Source organism: Streptomyces sp. NPDC002851 (assembly GCF_053591935.1).
In genome coordinates, this window is sequence record NZ_JBSFUT010000006.1 from 1 (window position 1) to 21,285 (window position 21,285).

Annotated in this window: 14 protein-coding genes, 1 tRNA gene and 1 rRNA gene; 13 read left to right on the forward strand and 3 right to left on the reverse strand. The window is 69.8% G+C overall.

The window, feature by feature from the left end; all coding sequences use genetic code 11:
* The first annotated feature begins 144 nt into the window (after positions 1-144).
* The 3 genes from rrf to ACWD10_RS08535 all read left to right on the forward strand — a co-directional run bounded on the left by rrf (position 145) and on the right by ACWD10_RS08535 (position 1,212).
* A 5S ribosomal RNA gene (rrf, locus tag ACWD10_RS08525) occupies positions 145-261 on the forward strand.
* Positions 262-361: 100 nt separating this feature from the next.
* Positions 362-1,045, forward strand: coding sequence for a DegT/DnrJ/EryC1/StrS family aminotransferase (locus ACWD10_RS08530; protein WP_451088370.1), 684 nt, complete (start codon positions 362-364; stop codon positions 1,043-1,045).
* Positions 1,046-1,139: 94 nt separating this feature from the next.
* Positions 1,140-1,212: transfer RNA gene (locus ACWD10_RS08535), tRNA-Thr, on the forward strand.
* An 80-nt stretch (positions 1,213-1,292) separates the two neighbouring features.
* Here the strand turns inward: ACWD10_RS08535 and ACWD10_RS08540 are convergent.
* Positions 1,293-3,968 (reverse strand): SpoIIE family protein phosphatase, encoded by a 2,676-nt coding sequence (locus ACWD10_RS08540; protein WP_451088372.1) that lies wholly within the window; start codon positions 3,966-3,968, stop codon positions 1,293-1,295.
* Positions 3,969-4,237: 269 nt separating this feature from the next.
* Here ACWD10_RS08540 and ACWD10_RS08545 point away from each other — a divergent pair, with 269 nt between their 5' ends.
* The 10 genes from ACWD10_RS08545 to ACWD10_RS08590 all read left to right on the forward strand — a co-directional run bounded on the left by ACWD10_RS08545 (position 4,238) and on the right by ACWD10_RS08590 (position 19,581).
* Positions 4,238-9,829, forward strand: a complete 5,592-nt coding sequence (locus ACWD10_RS08545; protein ID WP_451088374.1) for a HAMP domain-containing protein — start codon at positions 4,238-4,240, stop codon at positions 9,827-9,829.
* A gap of 283 nt (positions 9,830-10,112) precedes the next feature.
* Positions 10,113-10,790: a response regulator gene (locus tag ACWD10_RS08550; protein WP_451088376.1), complete on the forward strand. Its 678-nt coding sequence runs from the start codon at positions 10,113-10,115 to the stop codon at positions 10,788-10,790.
* Between the two features lie 200 nt (positions 10,791-10,990).
* On the forward strand, positions 10,991-13,750 hold the full coding sequence (locus tag ACWD10_RS08555; RefSeq protein ID WP_451088378.1) for a DNA translocase FtsK: 2,760 nt from the start codon (positions 10,991-10,993) through the stop codon (positions 13,748-13,750).
* Between the two features lie 201 nt (positions 13,751-13,951).
* Positions 13,952-14,878, forward strand: coding sequence for a helix-turn-helix domain-containing protein (locus tag ACWD10_RS08560; protein WP_451088380.1), 927 nt, complete (start codon positions 13,952-13,954; stop codon positions 14,876-14,878).
* Positions 14,879-14,985: 107 nt separating this feature from the next.
* The gene (gene rimO, locus ACWD10_RS08565; protein ID WP_451088382.1) at positions 14,986-16,512 is read left to right on the forward strand and encodes a 30S ribosomal protein S12 methylthiotransferase RimO; all 1,527 of its coding nucleotides are present in this window, start codon (positions 14,986-14,988) and stop codon (positions 16,510-16,512) included.
* On the forward strand, positions 16,509-17,186 hold the full coding sequence (gene pgsA, locus ACWD10_RS08570; RefSeq protein ID WP_451088384.1) for a CDP-diacylglycerol--glycerol-3-phosphate 3-phosphatidyltransferase: 678 nt from the start codon (positions 16,509-16,511) through the stop codon (positions 17,184-17,186). The genes rimO and pgsA overlap by 4 nt, the downstream gene beginning before the upstream one ends.
* 197 nt (positions 17,187-17,383) lie before the next feature.
* Positions 17,384-17,902 carry a CinA family protein gene (locus ACWD10_RS08575; protein ID WP_451088791.1) on the forward strand — a complete coding sequence of 173 codons (519 nt, stop codon included), beginning with the start codon at positions 17,384-17,386 and terminating at the stop codon, positions 17,900-17,902.
* Between the two features lie 109 nt (positions 17,903-18,011).
* Positions 18,012-18,398, forward strand: coding sequence for a helix-turn-helix domain-containing protein (locus ACWD10_RS08580; RefSeq protein WP_451088385.1), 387 nt, complete (start codon positions 18,012-18,014; stop codon positions 18,396-18,398).
* 213 nt (positions 18,399-18,611) lie between these two features.
* Positions 18,612-19,082, forward strand: coding sequence for a Dps family protein (locus ACWD10_RS08585; protein ID WP_451088387.1), 471 nt, complete (start codon positions 18,612-18,614; stop codon positions 19,080-19,082).
* A gap of 160 nt (positions 19,083-19,242) precedes the next feature.
* Entirely contained in the window at positions 19,243-19,581 is a 339-nt protein-coding gene (locus ACWD10_RS08590; protein WP_451088389.1) for a hypothetical protein, read from the forward strand.
* On the opposite strand, the gene ACWD10_RS08595 is transcribed toward ACWD10_RS08590, so the two are convergent.
* Together ACWD10_RS08595 and ACWD10_RS08600 are read right to left on the reverse strand one after the other, a co-directional pair.
* Positions 19,529-20,314 carry an SDR family NAD(P)-dependent oxidoreductase gene (locus ACWD10_RS08595; RefSeq protein ID WP_451088391.1) on the reverse strand — a complete coding sequence of 262 codons (786 nt, stop codon included), beginning with the start codon at positions 20,312-20,314 and terminating at the stop codon, positions 19,529-19,531. The two genes, ACWD10_RS08590 and ACWD10_RS08595, sit on opposite strands and share 53 nt — an antisense overlap.
* Before the next feature lie 109 nt (positions 20,315-20,423).
* Entirely contained in the window at positions 20,424-21,215 is a 792-nt protein-coding gene (locus tag ACWD10_RS08600; protein ID WP_451088393.1) for an Fpg/Nei family DNA glycosylase, read from the reverse strand.
* Positions 21,216-21,285: the final 70 nt, after the last annotated feature.

The window sequence follows — 21,285 nt, forward strand, 5'->3', positions numbered from 1 at the left end:
AAGCCTCGTAAGGGGTGGAGTTGACTGGTACTAATAGGCCGAGGGCTTGTCCTCAGTTGCTCGCGTCCACTGTGTTGGTTCTGAAACCACGAACAACCCCATGCCATGGTCACGGTGTGGTGCGGTAGTTCAGTTTCATAGTGTTTCGGTGGTCATAGCGTGAGGGAAACGCCCGGTTACATTCCGAACCCGGAAGCTAAGCCTTACAGCGCCGATGGTACTGCAGGGGGGACCCTGTGGGAGAGTAGGACGCCGCCGAACTAATTTTGATGGACGCCGGTTCCCGAACTTCGGTTCGGGGACCGGCGTCTTTTTGTTGTGCGTCACCTCGTGTTCACGTTGCGCCCCCAACATCCCCAGCATGGAGACTGTTGGACTGCTCAAGGCAGCCGGTGTCGGACTCGGCGACGAGGTCATCGTCCCGGCCTACGGCAACGCCGAGGTGGCCGAAGCCGTGGTCAGCGCAGGGGCGTTGCCGGTCTTCGCGGACATCGACCCGTCGACGTACTGCCTGGACGCCGCCGCCGTGGCCGACGCGGTCACCGCACGGACCGCGGCCGTCGTCGCCGTACACCGCTTCGGACGCCCCGCGGACATGGGCGCGTTGGGCGCCGTGGGCCGACGCCACGGCCTGCTGCTGCTCGAGCGCGGCGAAGCCCGTACTACGTCCACGTCCGAAGAGACCGCACGACGGCGCGTGCACGCCGCGTACCTCGACGGCCGGCTCCGCGGCGTGATGACGCCCGAGAAGGCCGCCGGACACACCTACCAGGAGTACGTCGTAAGGGTTCCCGGCAACGGACGTCCGGACCGGGACGCGTTCGCACGCGCCATACGAGCCAAGGGAGTTGACTGCCAGGTTCCGGTGAAGACGCCCGTGCACCGGCTTCCGCAGTACCGGCGGCACGTCGTCCTGCCCGAGACCGAGCGGGCCGCCGAGGAAACGTTGGCGCTGCCCATCGGGGCCGAGCTGACGCGGCGTGACCTTCAGCGGATGGTGCATGCCTGCAACGCTCTCGGTGGGTTGCTTCAGCCTGCCTTCTAGGCGTCGCTGCCCGGCCGGACGCTGGTTCGGACCACGGGGCAACACGGGGTATGATCTATCCCGTTGCCGCGCGGGAAACCGCGCAAGGCGACAGGCCCCTATAGCTCAGTCGGTAGAGCGTCTCCATGGTAAGGAGAAGGTCAGCGGTTCGATTCCGCTTGGGGGCTCAGAGACAAGAAGGCCTCGCCCGGTGATCCGGGCGGGGCCTTTTCGCGTTGCGCGCGTTGGTGGGCGGCCAGTTGGTCCGTCAGTCCCGGGGGGTCTCCGGGACGCGCATCGCCAGGATGGCCATGTCGTCCGACGGGGCGTCCGTGGCGAAGCGCTCCACGGCGCGCATGATGCGGGCGGCGACCGCACCCGCCGTCAGGCCCGTACAGGTCGTCAGAACCTCGATGAGGCCGTCGTCGCCGAGCATGCGGGTGCCCTCGCGGCGCTCCGTGACGCCGTCGGTGACGCAGAGCAGGACGTCGCCCGGTTCGAGCGTCACCGTCTGCTCGTAGAGCTCCAGGTCGTCCATGACGCCCAGGAGCGGCTGGGGTTCGGCGTACGGCTCGACCGTGCCGTCCTGGCGCAGGCGGAGCGGGAGCGGGTGCCCGGCGCAGACGATCTTCAGGATGGCGGAGCCGTCCTCCTGGGGCCACAACTCCCCGTACAGGAGCGTCAGGAAGCGGCTGCGGGCGCCCTCGTCGAGGATCGCGGCGTTCAGGCGCTCCAGGACCGCCGGGCCGCCGAAGCCCTCGCGGGCCAGGAGCCGGAGCGCGTGCCGGGCGAGGCCCGTGACCGCCGCCGCCTCCGGGCCCGTACCGCAGACGTCGCCGATCGCGAAGCCGTACGCGCCGTCGCGGATGGGGAAGACGTCGTAGAAGTCGCCGCCCACCTCATTGCCCTCGCCGGCGGCGCGGTAGATGACCTCGACCTCGACGCCCGGGATCGGCGGGAGGCCCGGCGGCAGGAGGCTGCGCTGGAGGGACTGGCTGATCGCCATGCGCTCCGAGTACAGGCGGGCGTTGTCCAGGGCCAGGGCGGCCCTGCGGGAGAGGTCCTCGGCGAGTTCGAGGATCTCCTGGCGGAAGTGCTCCTCGGCGGGCTTGCCGAGGGTGAGCATGCCGATGACGCGGTTGCGGGCCACCAGCGGAAGCACGACCGTCTCGCCGCCGACCGCGGAGGCCGTCGCGTGCGTGGCGCCGATGCCGCCGCCGAGGCGGGCGGGCTCGGCGAGGCCGAGGCTACGCATGGAGGAGCGCAGGGCGGCCTCGTGGGCGGCCTCCGAGGGTGCGCTCCAGACGCGCGCGCCGGGCGCCGGGACCGGGTCCGGCGGGGCGATGCGGGAGAGGAGGGCCTTGAGGCCGTCGATGCGCTCCTCGTCCTCGTGCAGAACGTACGAGAGATACGGCTCCGAGGACTGGTCCGCGATCGTATAGACAGCGCACCAAGTGGCGAGGGTGGGGACCGTCATCTGGGCCATGAGGGCCAGCGTCTGGTCGCGGTCGAGGGTGCCCGCGAGCAAATCCGATGCCTCTACGAGGAAGGACAGCGAGCCCCGGCGCAGGCGCTCCAGCTCACCGAGACGGGCCGACTCGACGGCCAGGGCGATGCGGTCGGCGGCGAACTGGAGGCGCAGGGCTTCTTCGTTGGAGTAACGGCTGGGTGACTCGGCCGCGACGCCCAGTGAGCCCGTGAGGCGGCCCTCGACCTTCAGCGGGACCGTGACGACCGAGCGCATTCCGGTGCCGTTGAGCAGCGGGGCGGCGCCCGGGACGACCGTCAGGTCCTCGTGTACGGACGGCATGCGGGCCGAGCCGTACCGCCCGGTGCCCGCCTCGACGGGGACGCGGGCGAACCGCTGGCGGGCCGAGGGGAGGCCGGTGGAGGCGCGCACCTCCAGCTCGGTCTCGTCGTCCGTGGCGAGCAGCAGGAACGCGGCGTCGCCGTCGAGCATGTCGCGGGCGCGCTCCACAGTGCGCTGTAGAAGGCCGTCCAGGTCGTCCGGGGCGGGCGAGCCGATGAAGGCGTCGAACGGGTCCGCAGAGCCCACAGAGCCCTGTTCCGGGACCGTGGCGGCGTCCGGGGCGGGGCCGCGCGTCGGGCTCTGCAGGACGGCGCGCTCGTGGTCGCGGACCAGGAGGCAGACCGTGGAGGGTTCGCCGTCGGTGTCGCGCACCCGCAGGTGCGAGGCGTAGACGGGAATGACGCGGCCGTCGGCGCCGCGGATGCCGTAACTGCCCTCCCAGCGCGAGAGGTGCAGGGCCTCGGCGATGCCGGTGCCGGTGCCGGGGGTGTGCGGCCAGGCGGCGAGGTCGGTGAGCGGGCGCCCGGTGACCTTCTCGGCGGCGTACCCGAAGACCGTCTCCGCGTCGTCGTTCCAGCCCGTGATGGCGCCGCCACTGTCGACCTGGACGACGGCGACGCGTACCCGGGGGTCGGCGAGCGGCAGCAGGTCGGTGCTGAGGGCGGGGCCCGCGGAGCGGGTGCCTACCGGGCGTTCGGGCAGATCGAGTTGGAACCAGACCTGTTTGTGCGTGGAGGTGTACTCCACACCCCAGCGGGCCGCGAGCGCGGCGCAGAGCTGGAGGCCGCGGCCGCCCTCGCGGTCCGGGCTGCCCATGGTGCGCGGGGACTGCTGGAGCGGGATCTCGCGTTCCGGGTAGCGGTCGGCGACCTCGATGCGTACGGCGTCGCCGAGGCGGAGGCAGAGCACGTCCGCCGTCGTACCGGCGTGCACGACGGCGTTGGTGACCAACTCACTTGTCAAAACAACCGCATCGTCCACAATGTCCGAATAGCCCCACCCGTGAAGGGTGTCGCGGACAAAGCTGCGGGCGGTCGCTACGGAGCGCCCGACCGGGTCGAAGGAGGCAGCCGCCCGCGCGGTGATCACAGAGCTCCTAGTCTGAGTGTCGACGCCTGGTTCTCCCCTGCTCATGCTGCCGGCCGCCCCTCCGATGCCTGTCGTTCACGTGCCACCGCCCAGCCCGGCCGGACCGGGGTGGTTGGACAGCCAGATGCCAGGTTACTTACCTTCGCCGTCCATGCGGATGCCGGTCGACAGTGTTTCCGCCCGGAGGGTACGGGGACGCTGTGCAAAGCTGCCGAACTGTTATGGCCTGGTTCCGGCATGGTGAAACACTGGGCAGGCTCACAAGGAAAGCCTGAGCGAACCGGCAAGTGGTCGACCCCTGCGGGAGGGACACAGTGGAGTCTGGCGCGGCAGCGCGCGGCACCGGCACGCGCGCGAAGGGCGGACCGTCCCGGAGCAGTCAGCGGAAGGGAACCACCGCGGTGGATACCGCGGCCCTGAACCGGCTGCTCGCCGCCCTCGTGGCCATGCGGGACGGCAATTTCCGCAAGCGGCTGACCGTCTCGTCGGACGGCGTCATGGCGGAGATCGCGGCCGTCTTCAACGAGGTCGCCGACCGAAATTTGCACCTCAGTAGCGAGCTGTCGCGGGTGCGGCGGATGGTCGGACGTGAGGGAAAACTCACGGAGCGGCTCGATCACGGGGCGGCCGAGGGGTCCTGGGCGGCGGCGATCGACGCGTCCAACGCGCTGGTCGACGATCTGGTGCGGCCGGTCTCCGAGGTCGGCCGGGTGCTCTCCGCGGTCGCCGAGGGCGACCTGGAGCAGCGCATGGAGCTCAAGGCGCCGGGTCCGGACGGTACGGCGGCGCATCCGCTGCGCGGGGAGTTCCTGAAGGTCGGCCGTACGGTCAACAACCTGGTCGACCAGCTGTCCCGGTTCACCGATGAGGTGACCCGGGTGGCCAGCGAGGTCGGTACGGAGGGCAAGCTCGGCGGGCAGGCCCGGGTGCGCGGAATGTCCGGTTCGTGGAAGGACCTCACGGATTCCGTCAACACGATGGCGTACCGCCTGACCGCTCAGGTCCGTGACATTGCTCTCGTTACGACGGCGGTGGCGAAGGGAGATCTGTCCCGAAAGGTCACGGTGCACGTGGCCGGCGAGATGCTCGAGCTCAAGAACACCGTGAACACGATGGTCGACCAGCTGTCGTCGTTCTCCTCCGAGGTGACCCGGGTGGCCCGCGAGGTGGGCACCGAGGGCGAGCTCGGCGGCCAGGCGCAGGTGCCGGGTGTGGCCGGGGTGTGGAAGGACCTCACCGATTCGGTGAACCTGATGGCCGGCAATCTGACCGCGCAGGTGCGCGGCATCGCCGAGGTCACGACGGCGGTCGCGAACGGTGATCTGTCCCGGAAGGTCACGGTGAGCGCGCGCGGCGAGGTCGCCCAGCTCGCCGAGACGATCAACCAGATGACCGAGACGCTGCGGACGTTCGCGGACGAGGTCACGCGCGTGGCCAACGAGGTCGGCGCCGAGGGGCAGCTGGGCGGTCAGGCCAATGTGCCGGGCGCCGCGGGCACCTGGAAGGACCTCACCGACTCGGTGAACACGGTCTTCAGGAACCTCACCACCCAGGTGCGGGACATCGCCACGGTGACGACCGCGGTCGCCAACGGTGACCTGTCGCAGAAGGTCACCGTCGATGTCGCCGGTGAAATGCTGGAGTTGAAGAACACCGTCAACACGATGGTGGACCAGCTCTCCGCCTTCGGTTCCGAAGTCACGCGTGTGGCGCGGGAGATCGGTGTCGAGGGTGAGCTGGGCGGCCAGGCGCAGGTGCAGGGCGCGGCCGGTACGTGGAAGGACCTGACGGACTCCGTCAACACGGCCTTCCGGAACCTGACAGGTCAGGTGCGGAACATCGCGCAGGTGACGACGGCGGTCGCCAACGGTGATCTGTCGCAGAAGGTCACGGTCGACGTCTCCGGCGAGATGCTCCAGCTGAAGAACACCGTGAACACGATGGTGGACCAGCTCTCCAGCTTCGCCGACCAGGTGACGCGGATGGCCCGGGACGTCGGTACAGAAGGACGGCTCGGCGGCCAGGCCCGGGTGGACGGCGTCAGTGGTACGTGGAAGGAACTCACGGACTCCGTCAACTTCATGGCCGGGAACCTGACGTCACAGGTACGTCAGATCGCTCAGGTCACGACGGCGGTGGCCCGGGGCGATCTCTCCCAGAAGATCGACGTGGATGCGCGCGGTGAGATCCTGGAGCTGAAGAACACCATCAACACCATGGTCGACCAGCTGTCCGCGTTCGCGGACCAGGTGACCCGGGTGGCCCGCGAAGTGGGTACAGAAGGACGGCTCGGCGGTCAGGCGCAGGTGCCCGGCGTCGCCGGTGTGTGGCGCGATCTGACCGATTCGGTGAACGGCATGGCCGGGAACCTCACCGCGCAGGTGCGGAACATCGCGCAGGTGGCGACCGCGGTGGCCCGCGGTGACCTGTCGCAGAAGATCGACGTGGATGCGCGCGGCGAGATCCTGGAGCTGAAGAACACCCTCAACACGATGGTGGACCAGCTGTCCGCGTTCGCCGAGCAGGTGACCCGGGTGGCCCGTGAGGTGGGCACCGACGGCATTCTGGGCGGCCAGGCCGAGGTGCAGGGCGTCTCCGGCACCTGGAAGGACCTCACGCAGTCCGTGAACGGCATGGCCAACAACCTGACCATGCAGGTGCGGAACATCGCCGAGGTCACCACCGCGGTCGCCATGGGCGACCTCTCCAAGAAGATCACCGTCGACGCCAAGGGCGAGATCCTCGAACTCGTCACCACCGTGAACACGATGGTCGACCAGCTCTCCGCCTTCGCGGAGCAGGTCACCCGCGTCGCCCGCGAGGTGGGCACCGAGGGCCAGTTGGGCGGCCAGGCCCGGGTGCCGGGCGTCACCGGCATCTGGAAGGACCTCAGCGACAACGTCAACCTGATGGCGAACAACCTCACCAGCCAGGTGCGGAACATCTCCCAGGTCGCGACGGCGGTCGCCAACGGCGACCTGACCAAGAAGGTCACGGTCGAGGCGCGCGGCGAGGTCGCGCAGCTCGCCGACACCGTCAACACCATGGTGAAGACGCTGAGTTCGTTCGCCGACCAGGTCACCCGCGTCGCCCGCGAGGTGGGCACCGACGGCATCCTGGGCGGCCAGGCCCGCGTACCCGGCGTATCGGGTACGTGGAAGGACCTGACGGAGTCCGTGAACGGCATGGCCTCCAACCTGACCGGCCAGGTCCGTAACATCGCGATGGTCACCACGGCGATCGCCAAGGGCGACCTCACCAAGAAGATCGACATCGAGGCGCGCGGCGAGATCCTGGAGCTCAAGACCACCATCAACACGATGGTGGACCAGCTGAGTTCGTTCGCCGAGCAGGTCACCAGAGTGGCCCGCGAGGTGGGTACGGAGGGCCAGCTCGGCGGCCAGGCACGGGTGCGGGATGTCGACGGCACCTGGCGCGATCTCACCGAGTCCGTGAACGAGATGGCCGGAAACCTCACCCGGCAGGTGCGCGCCATCGCGGCCGTCGCCACCGCGGTGACCCGCGGCGACCTCAACCTCAAGATCGACGTGGACGCGTCCGGGGAGATCGAGCTCCTTCAGGACAACATCAACACGATGATCGCCAACCTGCGCGACACCACGCTCGCCAACAAGGAGCAGGACTGGCTCAAGGGCAACCTCGCCCGGATCTCCGGTCTGATGCAGGGCCGCCGCGACCTGGAGGACGTGGCCGGCCTGATCATGAGCGAGCTGACCCCGGTGGTCTCCGCGCAGCACGGCGCGTTCTTCCTCGCGCTGCCCACGGACGACAGCCAGGAGATCGGCGCCACCGGCGACAACGACGCGTACGAGCTGCGCATGCTCGGCAACTACGGCTACTCCATGGGCTCGATGCCGACCTCCTTCGCCCCCGGCGAGACGCTGATCGGCACCGCCGCCAAGGAGCGGCGCACGATCCTGGTGGAGAACGCCCCGACCGGCTACCTGAAGATCTCCTCCGGCCTTGGCGAAGCCCCGCCCGCGCAGGTGATCGTGCTGCCGGTGATCTTCGAGGACACGGTGCTCGGCGTGATCGAGCTGGCCTCGTTCCAGCCGTTCACGCAGATCCAGCGGGACTTCCTCAGCCAGATCGCCGAGATGATCGCGACGAGCGTCAACACCATCTCCGTCAACACCAAGACGGAGGTGCTGCTGCGGCAGTCGCAGGAGCTCACCGAGCAACTGCGGGAGCGCTCGGCCGAGTTGGAGAACCGGCAGAAGGCGCTCCAGGCCTCCAACGCCGAACTGGAGGAGAAGGCCGAGCTGCTCGCGCAGCAGAACCGCGACATCGAGGTCAAGAACACCGAGATCGAGGAGGCCCGGCAGGTCCTGGAGGAGCGCGCCGAGCAACTGGCGATCTCGATGCGCTACAAGTCCGAGTTCCTGGCGAACATGTCGCACGAGCTGCGTACGCCACTCAACTCGCTGCTCATCCTGGCCAAGTTGCTCGCCGACAACGCCGAGGGCAACCTCTCGCCGAAGCAGGTGGAGTTCGCCGAGACCATCCACGGCGCGGGCTCGGACCTGCTCCAGCTGATCAACGACATCCTCGACCTCTCCAAGGTCGAGGCGGGCAAGATGGACGTCTCGCCGACGCGGATCGCGCTCGTCCAGCTCGTGGACTATGTGGAGGCGACGTTCCGGCCGCTCACCGCGGAGAAGGGTCTCGACTTCTCCGTACGGGTCTCGCCGGAGCTGCCCGCGACGCTCAACACCGACGAGCAGCGGCTCCTTCAGGTCCTGCGCAACCTCCTCGCCAACGCGGTGAAGTTCACCGACAGCGGCGCCGTCGAGCTGGTGATCCGGCCGGCCAGCTTCGATGTGCCGGACGGCATTCGGGAGCAGCTGCTCGAGGCGGGCTCGCTTCAGGAGGCGGACGCGGATCTGATCGCGTTCTCGGTCACGGACACCGGGATCGGCATCGCGTCCAGCAAGATGCGGGTCATCTTCGAGGCGTTCAAGCAGGCCGACGGGACGACGAGCCGGAAGTACGGCGGTACGGGCCTGGGGCTGTCGATCAGCCGGGAGATCGCCCGGCTGCTCGGCGGTGAGATCCACGCGGCCAGCGAGCCGGGCCGCGGCTCCACCTTCACGCTGTATTTGCCGCTGCACCCCAGCGAACTCCCGCCGCAGGGCTACAGCCAGCTCCCGCCGATCGCCGCCGCGAGCCTCGCGGCCGCGCCGCCGGAGCTGTCCGCACCGGCCGAGCTGGGCGCTGCGCAGGAGCGGCCCGCGCTGCCCGAGGCGCCCGCCGAGGAGGAGTCGCCGGGAGCGGCGGAGAGCGCCACCTCCGCGCCCGCCTCCGCGCCCGAACCCGCCGCGCAGCCGCAGGCGGACCGGTCGCAGCCGCAGTCCGCGCCCGGGACGCTGTTCCGGCGCCGTCGCCGGGGCATCTCCGCCCCGGAGCCGAGGGCCGCGCTGCCCGGGCAGTCGGGGGCGGCGTCGCCCGCACAGGAGCAGTGGACGCCCGCGGCGGAGACGGAGCCCGAGGAGAACCGGACGTTCCAGTTCGGTGGCGAGAAGGTGCTGATCGTCGACGACGACATCCGCAATGTGTTCGCGCTCACCAGCGTCCTGGAGCAGCACGGCCTCTCCGTCCTGTACGCGGAGAACGGCCGGGAAGGCATCGAAGTCCTGGAGCAGCACGACGATGTGACGCTCGTCCTGATGGACATCATGATGCCGGAGATGGACGGTTACGCGACGACTACGGCGATCCGCAGGATGCCGCAGTTCGCCGGGCTGCCGATCATCGCGCTCACCGCCAAGGCGATGAAGGGCGACCGCGAGAAGGCCATCCAGTCCGGTGCTTCCGACTACGTAACGAAGCCGGTCGATCCGGATCACCTGCTCTCGGTCATGGAGCGATGGATGAGCGGAGAGTGACATCGGACACCACATTGCGGACAACTTCTAGGCGGTTGCTGACAGAACGTGGCCGAAGTCGTGTACAGGCCCCGGATTCGGGGAACCTTCTGGTCTCCCACTACGTTTCTGCTACGGGCGCCGTGACATGACGGTGACAGGGTGTGGCGACGAGCGGGGTGCGGCTACCATGACCGGCACAAGGATGGGCGGCGAGACGGAGTCGTCCCCAGGGGCGGCGAACGGCGCCTCCCCAAGTCCTGCGGACAGGGGAGGCCCCATGCCGGGGCGAGGAGGACGGGCCATGGTGCAGAAGGCCAAGATCCTCCTGGTCGATGACCGGCCGGAGAATCTGCTTGCGCTGGAGGCGATCCTCTCCGCGCTCGATCAGACGCTGGTGCGGGCATCGTCCGGGGAGGAAGCGCTCAAAGCGCTGCTCACGGATGATTTCGCGGTCATCCTGCTGGACGTCCAGATGCCAGGAATGGACGGATTCGAAACCGCGGCGCACATCAAGCGACGCGAGCGGACCCGGGACATCCCGATCATCTTCCTCACCGCGATCAACCATGGCCCACATCACACCTTCCGCGGGTACGCGGCGGGCGCCGTCGACTACATCTCGAAGCCCTTCGACCCGTGGGTACTTCGCGCCAAGGTCTCGGTGTTCGTCGAGCTGTACATGAAGAACTGCCAACTCCGGGAGCAGGCCGCCCTGCTGCGGCTCCAGCTGGAGGGCGGCGGCAAGACGCCGGTCGGCGAGACCAAGGAGTCGGCCGGGCTGCTCGCCGAACTCTCCGCGCGGCTCGCCGCCGTTGAGGAGCAGGCCGAGGCGCTCTCCAAGCAGCTCGGTGACGATGCCGCGGACGCCGCCGCGGTCGCCACGGCCGCCCATCTCGAACGCAAACTCACCGGACTGCGCCGGGCCCTTGACGCCCTGGAGCCCGGCACCGGCGCTCCCTCGGTGCCCTCGCAGAACTGACCGGACGGACAGGGCAGCACGGCAGCAGGCCCCTGGGAACACCCCCACGGGCACCCCGCGATCCGTACCGCACTGCCGCCGCCCGCACCGCCACGTACTGCTGAACCCACGTCAGTTGCGCGTCACCGCAAGGGCGACACGAATGGGTGAAGCGGTAGGCACACGTGTCCGCTGTCGCCTCCCCCGGTAACCTCACCCTCATGGCCTCACGTCCGTCCGCAGCCAAGAAGGCGCCCGCGAAGAAGGCGGCCCCCAAGAAGGCTCCGGCTAAGAAGGCCGTGGCCGGCAAGGCACCCGCGAAGAAAGCCCCGGCGAAAAAGGCCCCCGCCAAGAAGGCGGCGGCCAAGAAGCCCGCGCCCGCACCGGCACCCAACCCGACCAGCGGCGTCTACAAAGTGGCGCGCGCCTGCTGGCTCGGCGTCGCGCACACCGTCGGCGCGCTCTTCCGCGGCATAGGACGCGGCGCCAAGGGCCTCGACCCCGCGCACCGCAAGGACGGGCTCGCACTTCTGCTCCTCGCCCTCGCTCTGATCGTCGCCGCCGGTACCTGGTCGCAGCTGCGCGGCCCCGTCGGCGACCTCGTCGAGCTCCTGATCACCGGCGCCTTCGGACGGCTCGACCTGCTCGTGCCGCTGCTGCTCGGCGCGATCGCGGTACGACTCATCCGGCACCCGGAGAAGCCCGAGGCCAACGGGCGGATCGTGATCGGCCTGTCCGCGCTCCTCCTCGGCGTACTCGGCCAGGTCCACCTCGCCTGCGGCGCACCAGGCCGCGGCGAGGGCGGCGAGGCCATAAGGGACGCGGGCGGACTGATCGGCTGGGGCGTCTCCCGGCCGCTGATCTTCACCATGGGCGAGGTGCTCGCCGTACCGATCCTCGTGCTGCTCACCGTCTTCGGGCTGCTCGTCGTCACCGCGACCCCCGTCAACGCCATCCCGCAGCGCCTGCGCCAACTCGGCCGGAGACTCGGCATCGTCCAGGACGCCCCGGAGACCGACGACTTCACCGAGGACGACGTGCGCTACGAGCAGCAGTGGCGCGAGGCGTTGCCCACGCCCACCCCCAGGCGCTCCCGGCGACGCGGCGGCCAGGACGCCGACGGGGACCCGGACGCGTACGACCCCGACAAGGCCGAGGAAGAGGCGCTCACCAAGCGACGCAAGCCGCGTCGGTCAAGCACCCGGCCCGCCGCCGAGCGGCCGCAGGACGCCGTGGACGTGGCGGCCGCCGCCGCGGCCGCGCTCGACGGGGCGGTGATGCACGGCATGCCGCCATCGCCGCTGGTCGCCGACCTCACGCAGGGCGTCTCCGTGGAGCGGCCCGAGCCCACGCCGACACCGGTCCCGGGCGCTCGCGGCACCGGCTCAGGAGACACCGGCTCCGGCCGCGGCGCCGTCTCCGACTCCGTGCCGGACCTGACCAAGGCCGCCCCCGACGCCCCGCGCGACCTGCCGCCACGCGCCGAACAGCTCCAGCTCTCCGGCGACATCACCTACGCGTTGCCCTCCCTCGACCTGCTCGAACGCGGCGGCCCCGGCAAGGCCCGCAGCGCCGCCAACGACGCCGTGGTCGAGTCGCTGACCAACGTCTTCGGCGAGTTCAAGGTCGATGCCGCCGTCACCGGATTCACCCGCGGCCCGACGGTCACGCGGTACGAGGTCGAACTCGGGCCCGCCGTGAAGGTCGAGAAGATCACGGCGCTGACCAAGAACATCGCGTACGCCGTGGCCTCCCCGGACGTCCGCATCATCAGCCCCATCCCGGGCAAGTCCGCGGTCGGCATCGAGATTCCGAACACCGACCGGGAGATGGTCAACCTCGGCGATGTGCTGCGCCTCGCGGACGCCGCCGGGGACGCCCACCCGATGCTCGTCGGGCTCGGCAAGGACGTCGAGGGCGGCTACGTCATGGCGAACATGGCGAAGATGCCGCACATCCTCGTCGCCGGTGCCACCGGCTCCGGCAAGTCGTCCTGCATCAACTGCCTCATCACCTCGGTGATGATGCGGGCCACGCCGGAGGACGTCCGGATGGTGCTCGTCGACCCCAAGCGGGTGGAACTCACCGCGTACGAGGGCATTCCGCACCTGATCACGCCGATCATCACCAACCCGAAGCGGGCCGCCGAGGCGCTCCAGTGGGTCGTACGCGAAATGGATCTGCGCTACGACGACCTCGCGGCGTACGGATTCCGCCATATCGACGACTTCAACGAGGCCGTCCGCAACGGCAAGGTGAAGCCGCCCGAGGGCAGCGAGCGGGAGCTTCAGCCGTACCCGTATCTCCTCGTCATCGTCGACGAGCTGGCCGACCTGATGATGGTGGCCCCGCGGGACGTCGAGGACGCCATCGTGCGCATCACACAGCTGGCCCGCGCCGCCGGTATCCACCTGGTCCTCGCCACCCAGCGCCCCTCGGTCGACGTCGTCACCGGCCTCATCAAGGCCAACGTGCCGTCCCGGCTCGCATTCGCCACCTCCTCGCTCGCCGACAGCCGCGTCATCCTCGACCAGCCCGGCGCCGAGAAGCTGATCGGCAAGGGCGACGGTCTCTTCCTGCCGATGGGCGCGAACAAGCCGACCCGTATGCAGGGCGCGTTCGTCACCGAGGACGAGGTGGCCGCGGTCGTCCAGCACTGCAAGGACCAGATGGCCCCGGTCTTCCGGGACGACGTCACCGTAGGCACCAAGCAGAAGAAGGAGATCGACGAGGACATCGGCGACGACCTCGACCTGCTGTGTCAGGCCGCCGAGCTGGTGGTGTCCACCCAGTTCGGGTCGACCTCGATGCTCCAGCGCAAGCTCCGCGTCGGCTTCGCCAAGGCGGGCCGCCTGATGGACCTCATGGAGTCGCGGAGCATCGTGGGGCCCAGTGAGGGCTCCAAGGCCCGTGACGTCCTCGTCAAGCCGGATGAATTGGATGGAGTGCTCGCCGTGATCCGCGGGGAGACTTCTGGGTAGGGGCGTAAGGATTCGGCAGGCAAGCAACCGTTTCCCTTTGGCGTACGTCAAGTTGGAGAGGGAGACGGGCGGTTGTCCCACTGTCGGGATGTCCGGCCATTCCGATGGCGTACAAACTGCATCCGCCCGCTTGCCCCACCCTTTCGTACCCCCTCTAGACTGAACGTCCAGCAGGTGGCTACACGCTCGAAAGGCGCACTCGTGTCCATCGGCAACTCCCCTGAAGACGACCGCCCTTCGATCCCCGAAGACGACCATCCTCCGGTCGCGGACGACCACGCTCCGGTCGAAGACGACCACACCCCGGTCGAGGACGACCATGCTCCGGTCGAGGACGACCGGCCTTCGGTCGGCCGTGCCCTCCAGGAGGCCCGCATCCAAGCGGGGCTCACCGTTGACGCTGTCAGTTCGGCGACGCGAGTGCGCATCCCGATCGTGCATGCGATCGAGGAGGACGATTTCTCCCGCTGCGGCGGCGACGTGTACGCCCGCGGGCACATCAGGACGATCGCCCGCGCCGTCGGCACCGATCCGGCGCCGCTGCTCGAGCAGTTCGACGACGATCACGGCGGGCGGCCCGAGCCCACCCCCGCGGCGCCGCTGTTCGAGGCCGAGCGGATCCGGCCCGAACCGCGCCGACCCAACTGGACCGCGGCCATGGTCGCGGCCATCGTCGCCGTGATCGGCTTCGTCGGCTTCACGATGTTCGGCGGCGGCGAGACCGGCAAGGGCGCGAACAACCCGGTGGCCGAGGGCGCGCCGTCGGCCGGCAAGCCCGAGACCAACCCGAATCCGCCCAAGCCGACCAACCCCAAGCCCGACCCGGAGGAGAGCGCCATCGCGGGCGCCCCGAAGGACAAGGTCACCGTGATGGTGCAAGCCGAGGACCCGCCCGGCAGCTGGATCTCGGCCAAGGACCACAACGGCAAGATCCTCTTCGACGGGCTGCTCAAGCCGGGCGAGTCCAAGTCGTTCACGGACAAGGAGAAGATCGACCTCGTGCTCGGCAACGCGGGCGCGATCAAGCTGTACGTGAACGGCAAGGAGACCGGGGACAAGTTCCGGACCGGCCAGGTCGAGCGGCTCTCGTACACCAAGGACGACAACGGCGAGCCGCAGGTCGGCTAGCTCCCGCCGTTCGATCGGGGTCCGCGCCCACAGGGGTGCGGGCCCCGAACGCGTTCCGGAACACCTCGCGGCGGGGGCCGGGGCGGGGACAAAGTACGCTTGCCCCTATGCCCGAACGCCGTACCGTCGCTCTCGTCACACTTGGCTGCGCCCGTAACGAGGTGGACTCGGAGGAGCTCGCAGGCCGCTTGGAGGCGGACGGCTGGCAGCTCGTCGAGGACGCCGAGGACGCCGATGTCGCCGTCGTGAACACTTGTGGTTTTGTCGACGCCGCCAAGAAGGACTCCGTCGACGCCCTCCTCGAAGCCAATGACCTCAAGGATCACGGTCGTACGCAGGCCGTGGTCGCCGTCGGCTGCATGGCCGAGCGGTACGGCAAGGAACTTGCCGACGCGCTGCCCGAGGCCGACGGGGTGCTCGGCTTCGATGACTACCAGGACATTTCCGGCCGCCTCCAGACCATCCTGAGCGGCGGCAGCGTCGAGGCGCACGCGCCGCGCGACCGGCGCAAGCTGCTGCCGCTGAGCCCCGTCGAGCGGCAGGGCGGCGCGGACGGTGTGGCGCTGCCCGGGCACGCTCAGGAACCCGACAGCGCGGCGCCGGCGGACCTGCCCGAGGGGCTTGCCCCGGCGTCCGGGCCGCGTGCGCCGCTGCGGCGCCGTATGGGTTCGTCCCCGGTGGCGTCCGTGAAGCTGGCCTCGGGCTGTGACCGGCGGTGCTCGTTCTGCGCCATCCCGTCCTTCCGCGGCTCGTTCATCTCGCGCCGTCCCAGCGACGTACTGAACGAGACCCGCTGGCTCGCCGAGCAGGGCGTGAAGGAGATCATGCTGGTCTCCGAGAACAACACCTCGTACGGCAAGGACCTCGGCGACATCCGGCTCCTGGAGTCGCTGCTTCCGGAGCTGGCGGCGGTCGACGGGATCGAGCGGGTGCGGGTCAGCTATCTGCAGCCCGCCGAGATGCGGCCGGGGCTGGTCGACGTCCTGACCTCGACCGAGAAGGTCGCGCCGTACTTCGATCTGTCGTTCCAGCACTCCGCGCCCGGGGTGCTTCGGGCGATGCGGCGGTTCGGGGACACCGACCGGTTCCTGGAGCTGCTCGACCAGATCCGGGCCAAGGCGCCGCAGGCCGGGGTCCGGTCCAACTTCATCGTGGGCTTCCCGGGCGAGACCGAGGACGACGTCGCCGAGCTCGAGCGGTTCCTGAACGGCGCGCGGCTCGACGCCATCGGGGTCTTCGGCTACTCCGACGAGGACGGCACCGAGGCCGCGACGTACGAGAACAAGCTGGACGAGGACGTCGTCGCCGAGCGTCTCGCGCGGGTCTCCCGGCTCGCCGAGGAGCTGACCGCGCAGCGGGCCGAGGAGCGGGTCGGGGACACCGTGAGCGTGCTTGTGGAGTCCCTGGATGGCGAGGACGGTGCTTTTGGGCGGGCCGAGCACCAGGCGCCGGAGACGGACGGCCAGGTGGTGTTCGCCGATGGGGCGGGCTTGACTGTCGGTCGTATGGTCGAGGCAAAGGTGATCGGCACGCTGGGTGTCGACCTGGTGGTCGAGCGGCTGGACGGCGCGGCCGAGCTGGCCGGTGTGACCGGCGCGGCCGGTGGCGCAGGCTCTGAGGAGGCGGGCAGATGACCGGAGTCCCGGCATCCGCGGCGGGTGGTACCGGGCGGAACCCGGCACCCGGCGGCAAGCTGGGTGCTGCGGCCGTCAATCAGGCCAGCCTGTGGAACATCGCGAACATCCTGACCATGGTGCGGCTGCTGCTGGTACCGGGCTTTGTGCTGCTCATGCTCGGGGGCGGCGGGTACGACCCGGCCTGGCGCGCGTTCGCCTGGGCGGCCTTCGCCGTCGCCATGATCACCGATCTCTTCGACGGCCATCTGGCGCGTGCGTACAACCTGGTCACCGACTTCGGCAAGATCGCGGACCCGATCGCGGACAAGGCGATCATGGGTTCCGCGCTGATCTGCCTCTCCTGGCTCGGCGATCTGCCGTGGTGGGTCACGGGCGTGATTCTCGGGCGGGAGCTGGGCATCACGCTGCTGCGGTTCTGGGTGATTCGTTACGGGGTCATTCCGGCCAGTCGGGGCGGCAAGCTCAAGACGCTCTCGCAGGGCATCGCGGTCGGGATGTACATCCTGGCCCTGACCGGGCCGCTGGCCACGCTGCGGTTCTGGGTGATGGCTGTGGCCGTTGTCCTGACCGTGGCGACCGGGCTCGACTATGTGAAGCAGGCGGTTGTGCTGCGGCGGCGCGGGCGGCAGGAGGAGACGACCGCGCGGGACGAGCGGGAGCAGGACGCGTGAGCCGGGCGGTCGGGGCCGGTGGCGGGGCCGGGAGGCCGACTGCCGGGAAAACGGCCGCGCAGCAGGAAGCCGCGAGGCGGGGAGCCGAGCGGGCATCGGCCGGGCAGGAAGCGGTGCGGGAAGGGGCGGCGCGAGAAGTGGCGTCGCGGAAAGTGGCGGCACGGGAAGTGGCCGTGGCGGAGCCGCCCGCGCAGGATGTGGCCGCCGTGGTGCTTGGGCTCCTGAGGGAGCGCGGGCAGACGCTCGCCGTCGCCGAGTCGCTGACCGGGGGCCTGGTGGCGGCCGCCGTCACCGCGGTGCCGGGGGCCTCGAAGGTGTTCCGCGGCTCCGTGACCGCCTATGCGACCGAGCTGAAACAGCAGGTGCTCGGGGTCGACGGCACCCTCTTGGCCGAGCGCGGGGCGGTGGACCCCGAGGTGGCCGAGGCGATGGCGCGGGGTGTGCGCCGGGCGCTCCGCGCGGACTGGGGGATCGCCACCACGGGCGTCGCCGGGCCCGGTCCGCAGGACGGCCGGCCGGTCGGCACGGTGTACGTCGCGGTGGCCGGTCCTCGCCGTGGCGGCGCTCCGGAACCTGGGAAAGTCGCCGGGCTGCGGTTGAACGGCAGCCGTACGGAAATCCGTAAGGAAAGCGTACGGAGCGTGCTCGAACTGCTCGCAGACGAACTGATCGAAAATGTGCGAGCACAGGATACGGAACAGAACGGGGGGAATTGATGTTTGCAGCCATGAGTGAACACGACATCGCTCCCCGCACGGCCGCGGCACAAGGCGGTACGGTGGGGCGTGAAGGATGCGGTTACGCGGTCCGAGGAGGGAGCCACCGATGATTCTGCTCCGTCGCCTGCTTGGTGACGTGCTGCGTCGGCAGCGCCAGCGCCAGGGCCGTACTCTGCGCGAAGTCTCCTCGTCCGCCCGAGTCTCGCTCGGCTATCTCTCCGAGGTGGAGCGGGGGCAGAAGGAGGCTTCCTCCGAGCTGCTCTCCGCGATTTGCGACGCGCTGGACGTACGGATGTCCGAGCTCATGCGTGAAGTGAGCGACGAACTCGCACTTGCCGAACTGGCCGCGTCGGCGGCGGCCGGTGAGACGGTGCGCGAGCCGGTGCCCGCCCCAGTGCGTCCAATGCTGAACACGGTCTCCGTGACGGGTGTGCCACCCGAGCGCGTGACCATCAAGGCGCCCGCCGAGGCCGTCGACGTGGTGGCCGCCTGAGGCTGCCGCGCGCTCGACGTCCGCTGGGACGTCGGCAGAAGTGTGCTTGAGCGTGACGTGTGAGGCCCGACCGGATTTCGGTCGGGCCTCTTTCGCGTTGTTTTTTGCTTCAAGATGCCTCCTTTTGGTCGTAATGCCATGGTTGATGGGAGTTCGGCCGGAGTGTCGGACCTTGTCGTCGGTGGTGTCCGATCCGGATCCGGGAGGAATCGCATGTACGTCGTGAAGAGTCCGCTGCCCGACGCTGACCTGAAGACCGTCTCCGAGGCCCTGCAGGGCGCCCTCGTCGATCTGGTGGACCTCTCACTCGTGGCCAAGCAGGTGCACTGGAACGTGGTCGGGCCGCGCTTCCGCTCCGTCCATCTCCAGCTCGACGAGGTCGTGGACAGCGCGCGGACGCACTCCGACACGGTGGCCGAGCGGTCCGCGACGCTGGGGGTCTCGCCCGACGGGCGGTCCGGGACGGTGGCCTCGGCCAGCGGGATCGGCAGTGTGCCGGACGGCTGGGTCAAGGACGCGGACGCGGTGCGGACTCTGGTGGACGCGCTCGGCGCGGTGATCACGCGGATGCGGGAGCGGGTGGATGCCACCGGCGAGGCGGACCCGGTCAGCCAGGACATCTTCATCGGCATCACGGCGGATCTGGAGAAGCATCACTGGATGTTCCAGGCGGAGAACGGCTGAGAGGTTGTTCGGACCGCTCGGGTCTGCTCTGTTCTGGACTGTTTGTTCTCGTTCTTGTTCGGTCCCCCCCGGGTGCTGTGCTTCTTGTGCTTCCTGCGCTTCCCGTGCGCCCTCCCCGTGGGTGAACGTGCGGGTTTAGCGTCGGCCGGAGGAGGCTTCCATGGCTTGGCGCGGGGCTCGAAGGGGGTCGGTCCTGAGGCTGCTCGGCGTTGCCGTGGCCCTCGGGGGCGGCGTGGTGTGGTGGTGGGCGGTGCTGCGGCTTGCCGTGGTGCCGCAGGCGGCGGGCACCGTCGAGGGCGTCGTCGTCGCGGGAGGCTGGGGACTCAGTCTGCTGCCGGTGCACTGTGTGCCGTGGGCGCAGGCCGTGGGAGAGCGGGCCGCGAAGCGGCGGTCCGCGCGCGGACCGTCCGTGCACCGGCGGGTGGTGGTCCGGCTGCGGGCCGGGGTCACCACGGCATGGCGACGCCGCCGTTCGGGCGGAGGATCTGACCGGTCGTGAAGGAGGCCGCGTCCGAGGCGAGGTGCAGCACGGCCTGCGCGATCTCCTCGGGGCGGCCGACGCGGCCGAGCGGCGCCATCCTCGACATCAACTCCTCGGTATGCGCCTGGACTTCGCTGTTGTTGTGCCGCTCGGTCATCGGGGTGCGGATCCAGCCGGGGGCCACCGCGTTGACGCGGATGCCGTGCGGGCCCAGTTCGGTGGCCAGGGTCTTCGTGAGCTGGACGACGGCCGCCTTGGCCGCGCCGTAACAGAGCAGCCCGGGGGCGCCGGTGTCGACGGCGCCCGAGGCCATGGTGACGATGCTGCCGCGCGTACCGGCCGCGACCATGGCCCGGGCCGCGTACTGGCAGGCGTACAGGATCCCCTTGAAGTTGATCGCGAGAACGCGGTCCAGGTCCTCGTCGGTGGTCTCCAGGACGGGGCTGCTGTGCATGACACCGGCCACGGCCACCAGGATGTCGAGCCGCCCGGTGGCGCGCGTGGCCTGCTCGACGGCGCTCCGGAGCTGGGCACGGTCGGTGACGTCGAGGCGGTGGGTGTGGGCGGCCTTGGCGTCGGCGGTGGTCTTGATGGCGGTAGCGGTCTCGTGCAGACCGTGCTCGTCGCGGTCCGCGCAGTGCACGGTGGCGCCCGCCTCGGCGAGCAGTACGGCGGTGGCGCGGCCGATGCCGCTCGCGGCGCCGGTGACGAACGCGGTGCGGCCGGTGAGGTCGTACGCCATGAGGGGCATGGACGGACCGTACGAAATGATCTGACGGGGCGTCAATTGATGGGAGAGGGCGGGGGAGAGGGAGGGGAAGGGGGAGGAGGGGAGGGATGGAGGCCCAAGGGAGCGGGGATCAGGGAGTTGGTCCCTGTTGGCAGCGGGGGCACCAGTACGTGGGGCGCTCGCGGCCGGCCTCGCCCTGTGGGGCGGTGCGGAGGGAGGTGCCGCAGCGGAGGCAGGGGCGGGGTGCGCGGCCGTACACGTACACGGCCGCCTCGCCGCGGCGGCCGGTGGTGTTTCGGACTGGGCGGTTCCGGTTGGCTTCTAGGAGCTTCTTGGCGGCGGTGACCAGGCGTTCCGGGCGGGGGAGTTGACCGATCGGAAGCCAGGGGGTGGCGCCGACCAGGAAGCAGACCTCGGACTTGTACACATTGCCGATGCCCGCGAGGTTGCGCTGGTCGAGCAGGGCCTCGCCGAGGGGACGGTCCGGGCCGCTCAGGAGGTTGCGCAGCGCCTGATCCGGGTCCCAGTCGGGGCCGAGGAGGTCCGGGCCCAGGTGGCCGACGGCCCGGTGCTCCTCGGTGGTGCGGAGCAGTTGGAGTACGGGGAGGCGGTAGCCGACGGCCGTGTGCTCGGCGTTGCCGAGGATCGCGCGGATCTGGTGGTTGGGGCCGCCGCGCCAGCGCTCGCCGGGGGCGTAGACCTTCCAGGAGCCGTCCATCTGAAGGTGCGAGTGCAGGGTGAGGCCGCCCTCGACCCGGGCGAGCAGGTGTTTGCCGCGCGGGGTGACGTCGAGGACGGTACGCCCGGTGAGGTCCGCCGTGGCCAGCTTGGGTACGCGCAGGTCGGACCGGGTCAGGGCGCGTCCGGCCAGGGCGGCGTGCAGCCGGTCGGCGGCCTGGTGGACGGTGTCTCCTTCGGGCATGAGGCTTCGATCCGGGTTGTGGGCGGGGTTTTGTCAGGGGTGGGAGATCCAGTGTCAGGGGTGGGAGATC

What these genes read in the sequence shown, in the direction of transcription:
- ACWD10_RS08555 (WP_451088378.1), top strand. Translation starts at nt 10,991, where the DNA reads ATGGCCTCACGTCCGTCCGCAGCCAAGAAGGCGCCCGCGAAGAAGGCG.
- ACWD10_RS08530 (WP_451088370.1), top strand. Translation starts at nt 362, where the DNA reads ATGGAGACTGTTGGACTGCTCAAGGCAGCCGGTGTCGGACTCGGCGAC.
- ACWD10_RS08540 (WP_451088372.1), bottom strand. Translation starts at nt 3,968, where the DNA reads ATGAGCAGGGGAGAACCAGGCGTCGACACTCAGACTAGGAGCTCTGTG.
- rimO (WP_451088382.1), top strand. Translation starts at nt 14,986, where the DNA reads ATGCCCGAACGCCGTACCGTCGCTCTCGTCACACTTGGCTGCGCCCGT.
- pgsA (WP_451088384.1), top strand. Translation starts at nt 16,509, where the DNA reads ATGACCGGAGTCCCGGCATCCGCGGCGGGTGGTACCGGGCGGAACCCG.
- ACWD10_RS08590 (WP_451088389.1), top strand. Translation starts at nt 19,243, where the DNA reads ATGGCTTGGCGCGGGGCTCGAAGGGGGTCGGTCCTGAGGCTGCTCGGC.
- ACWD10_RS08600 (WP_451088393.1), bottom strand. Translation starts at nt 21,215, where the DNA reads ATGCCCGAAGGAGACACCGTCCACCAGGCCGCCGACCGGCTGCACGCC.
- ACWD10_RS08580 (WP_451088385.1), top strand. Translation starts at nt 18,012, where the DNA reads ATGATTCTGCTCCGTCGCCTGCTTGGTGACGTGCTGCGTCGGCAGCGC.
- ACWD10_RS08550 (WP_451088376.1), top strand. Translation starts at nt 10,113, where the DNA reads ATGGTGCAGAAGGCCAAGATCCTCCTGGTCGATGACCGGCCGGAGAAT.
- ACWD10_RS08585 (WP_451088387.1), top strand. Translation starts at nt 18,612, where the DNA reads ATGTACGTCGTGAAGAGTCCGCTGCCCGACGCTGACCTGAAGACCGTC.
- ACWD10_RS08595 (WP_451088391.1), bottom strand. Translation starts at nt 20,314, where the DNA reads ATGCCCCTCATGGCGTACGACCTCACCGGCCGCACCGCGTTCGTCACC.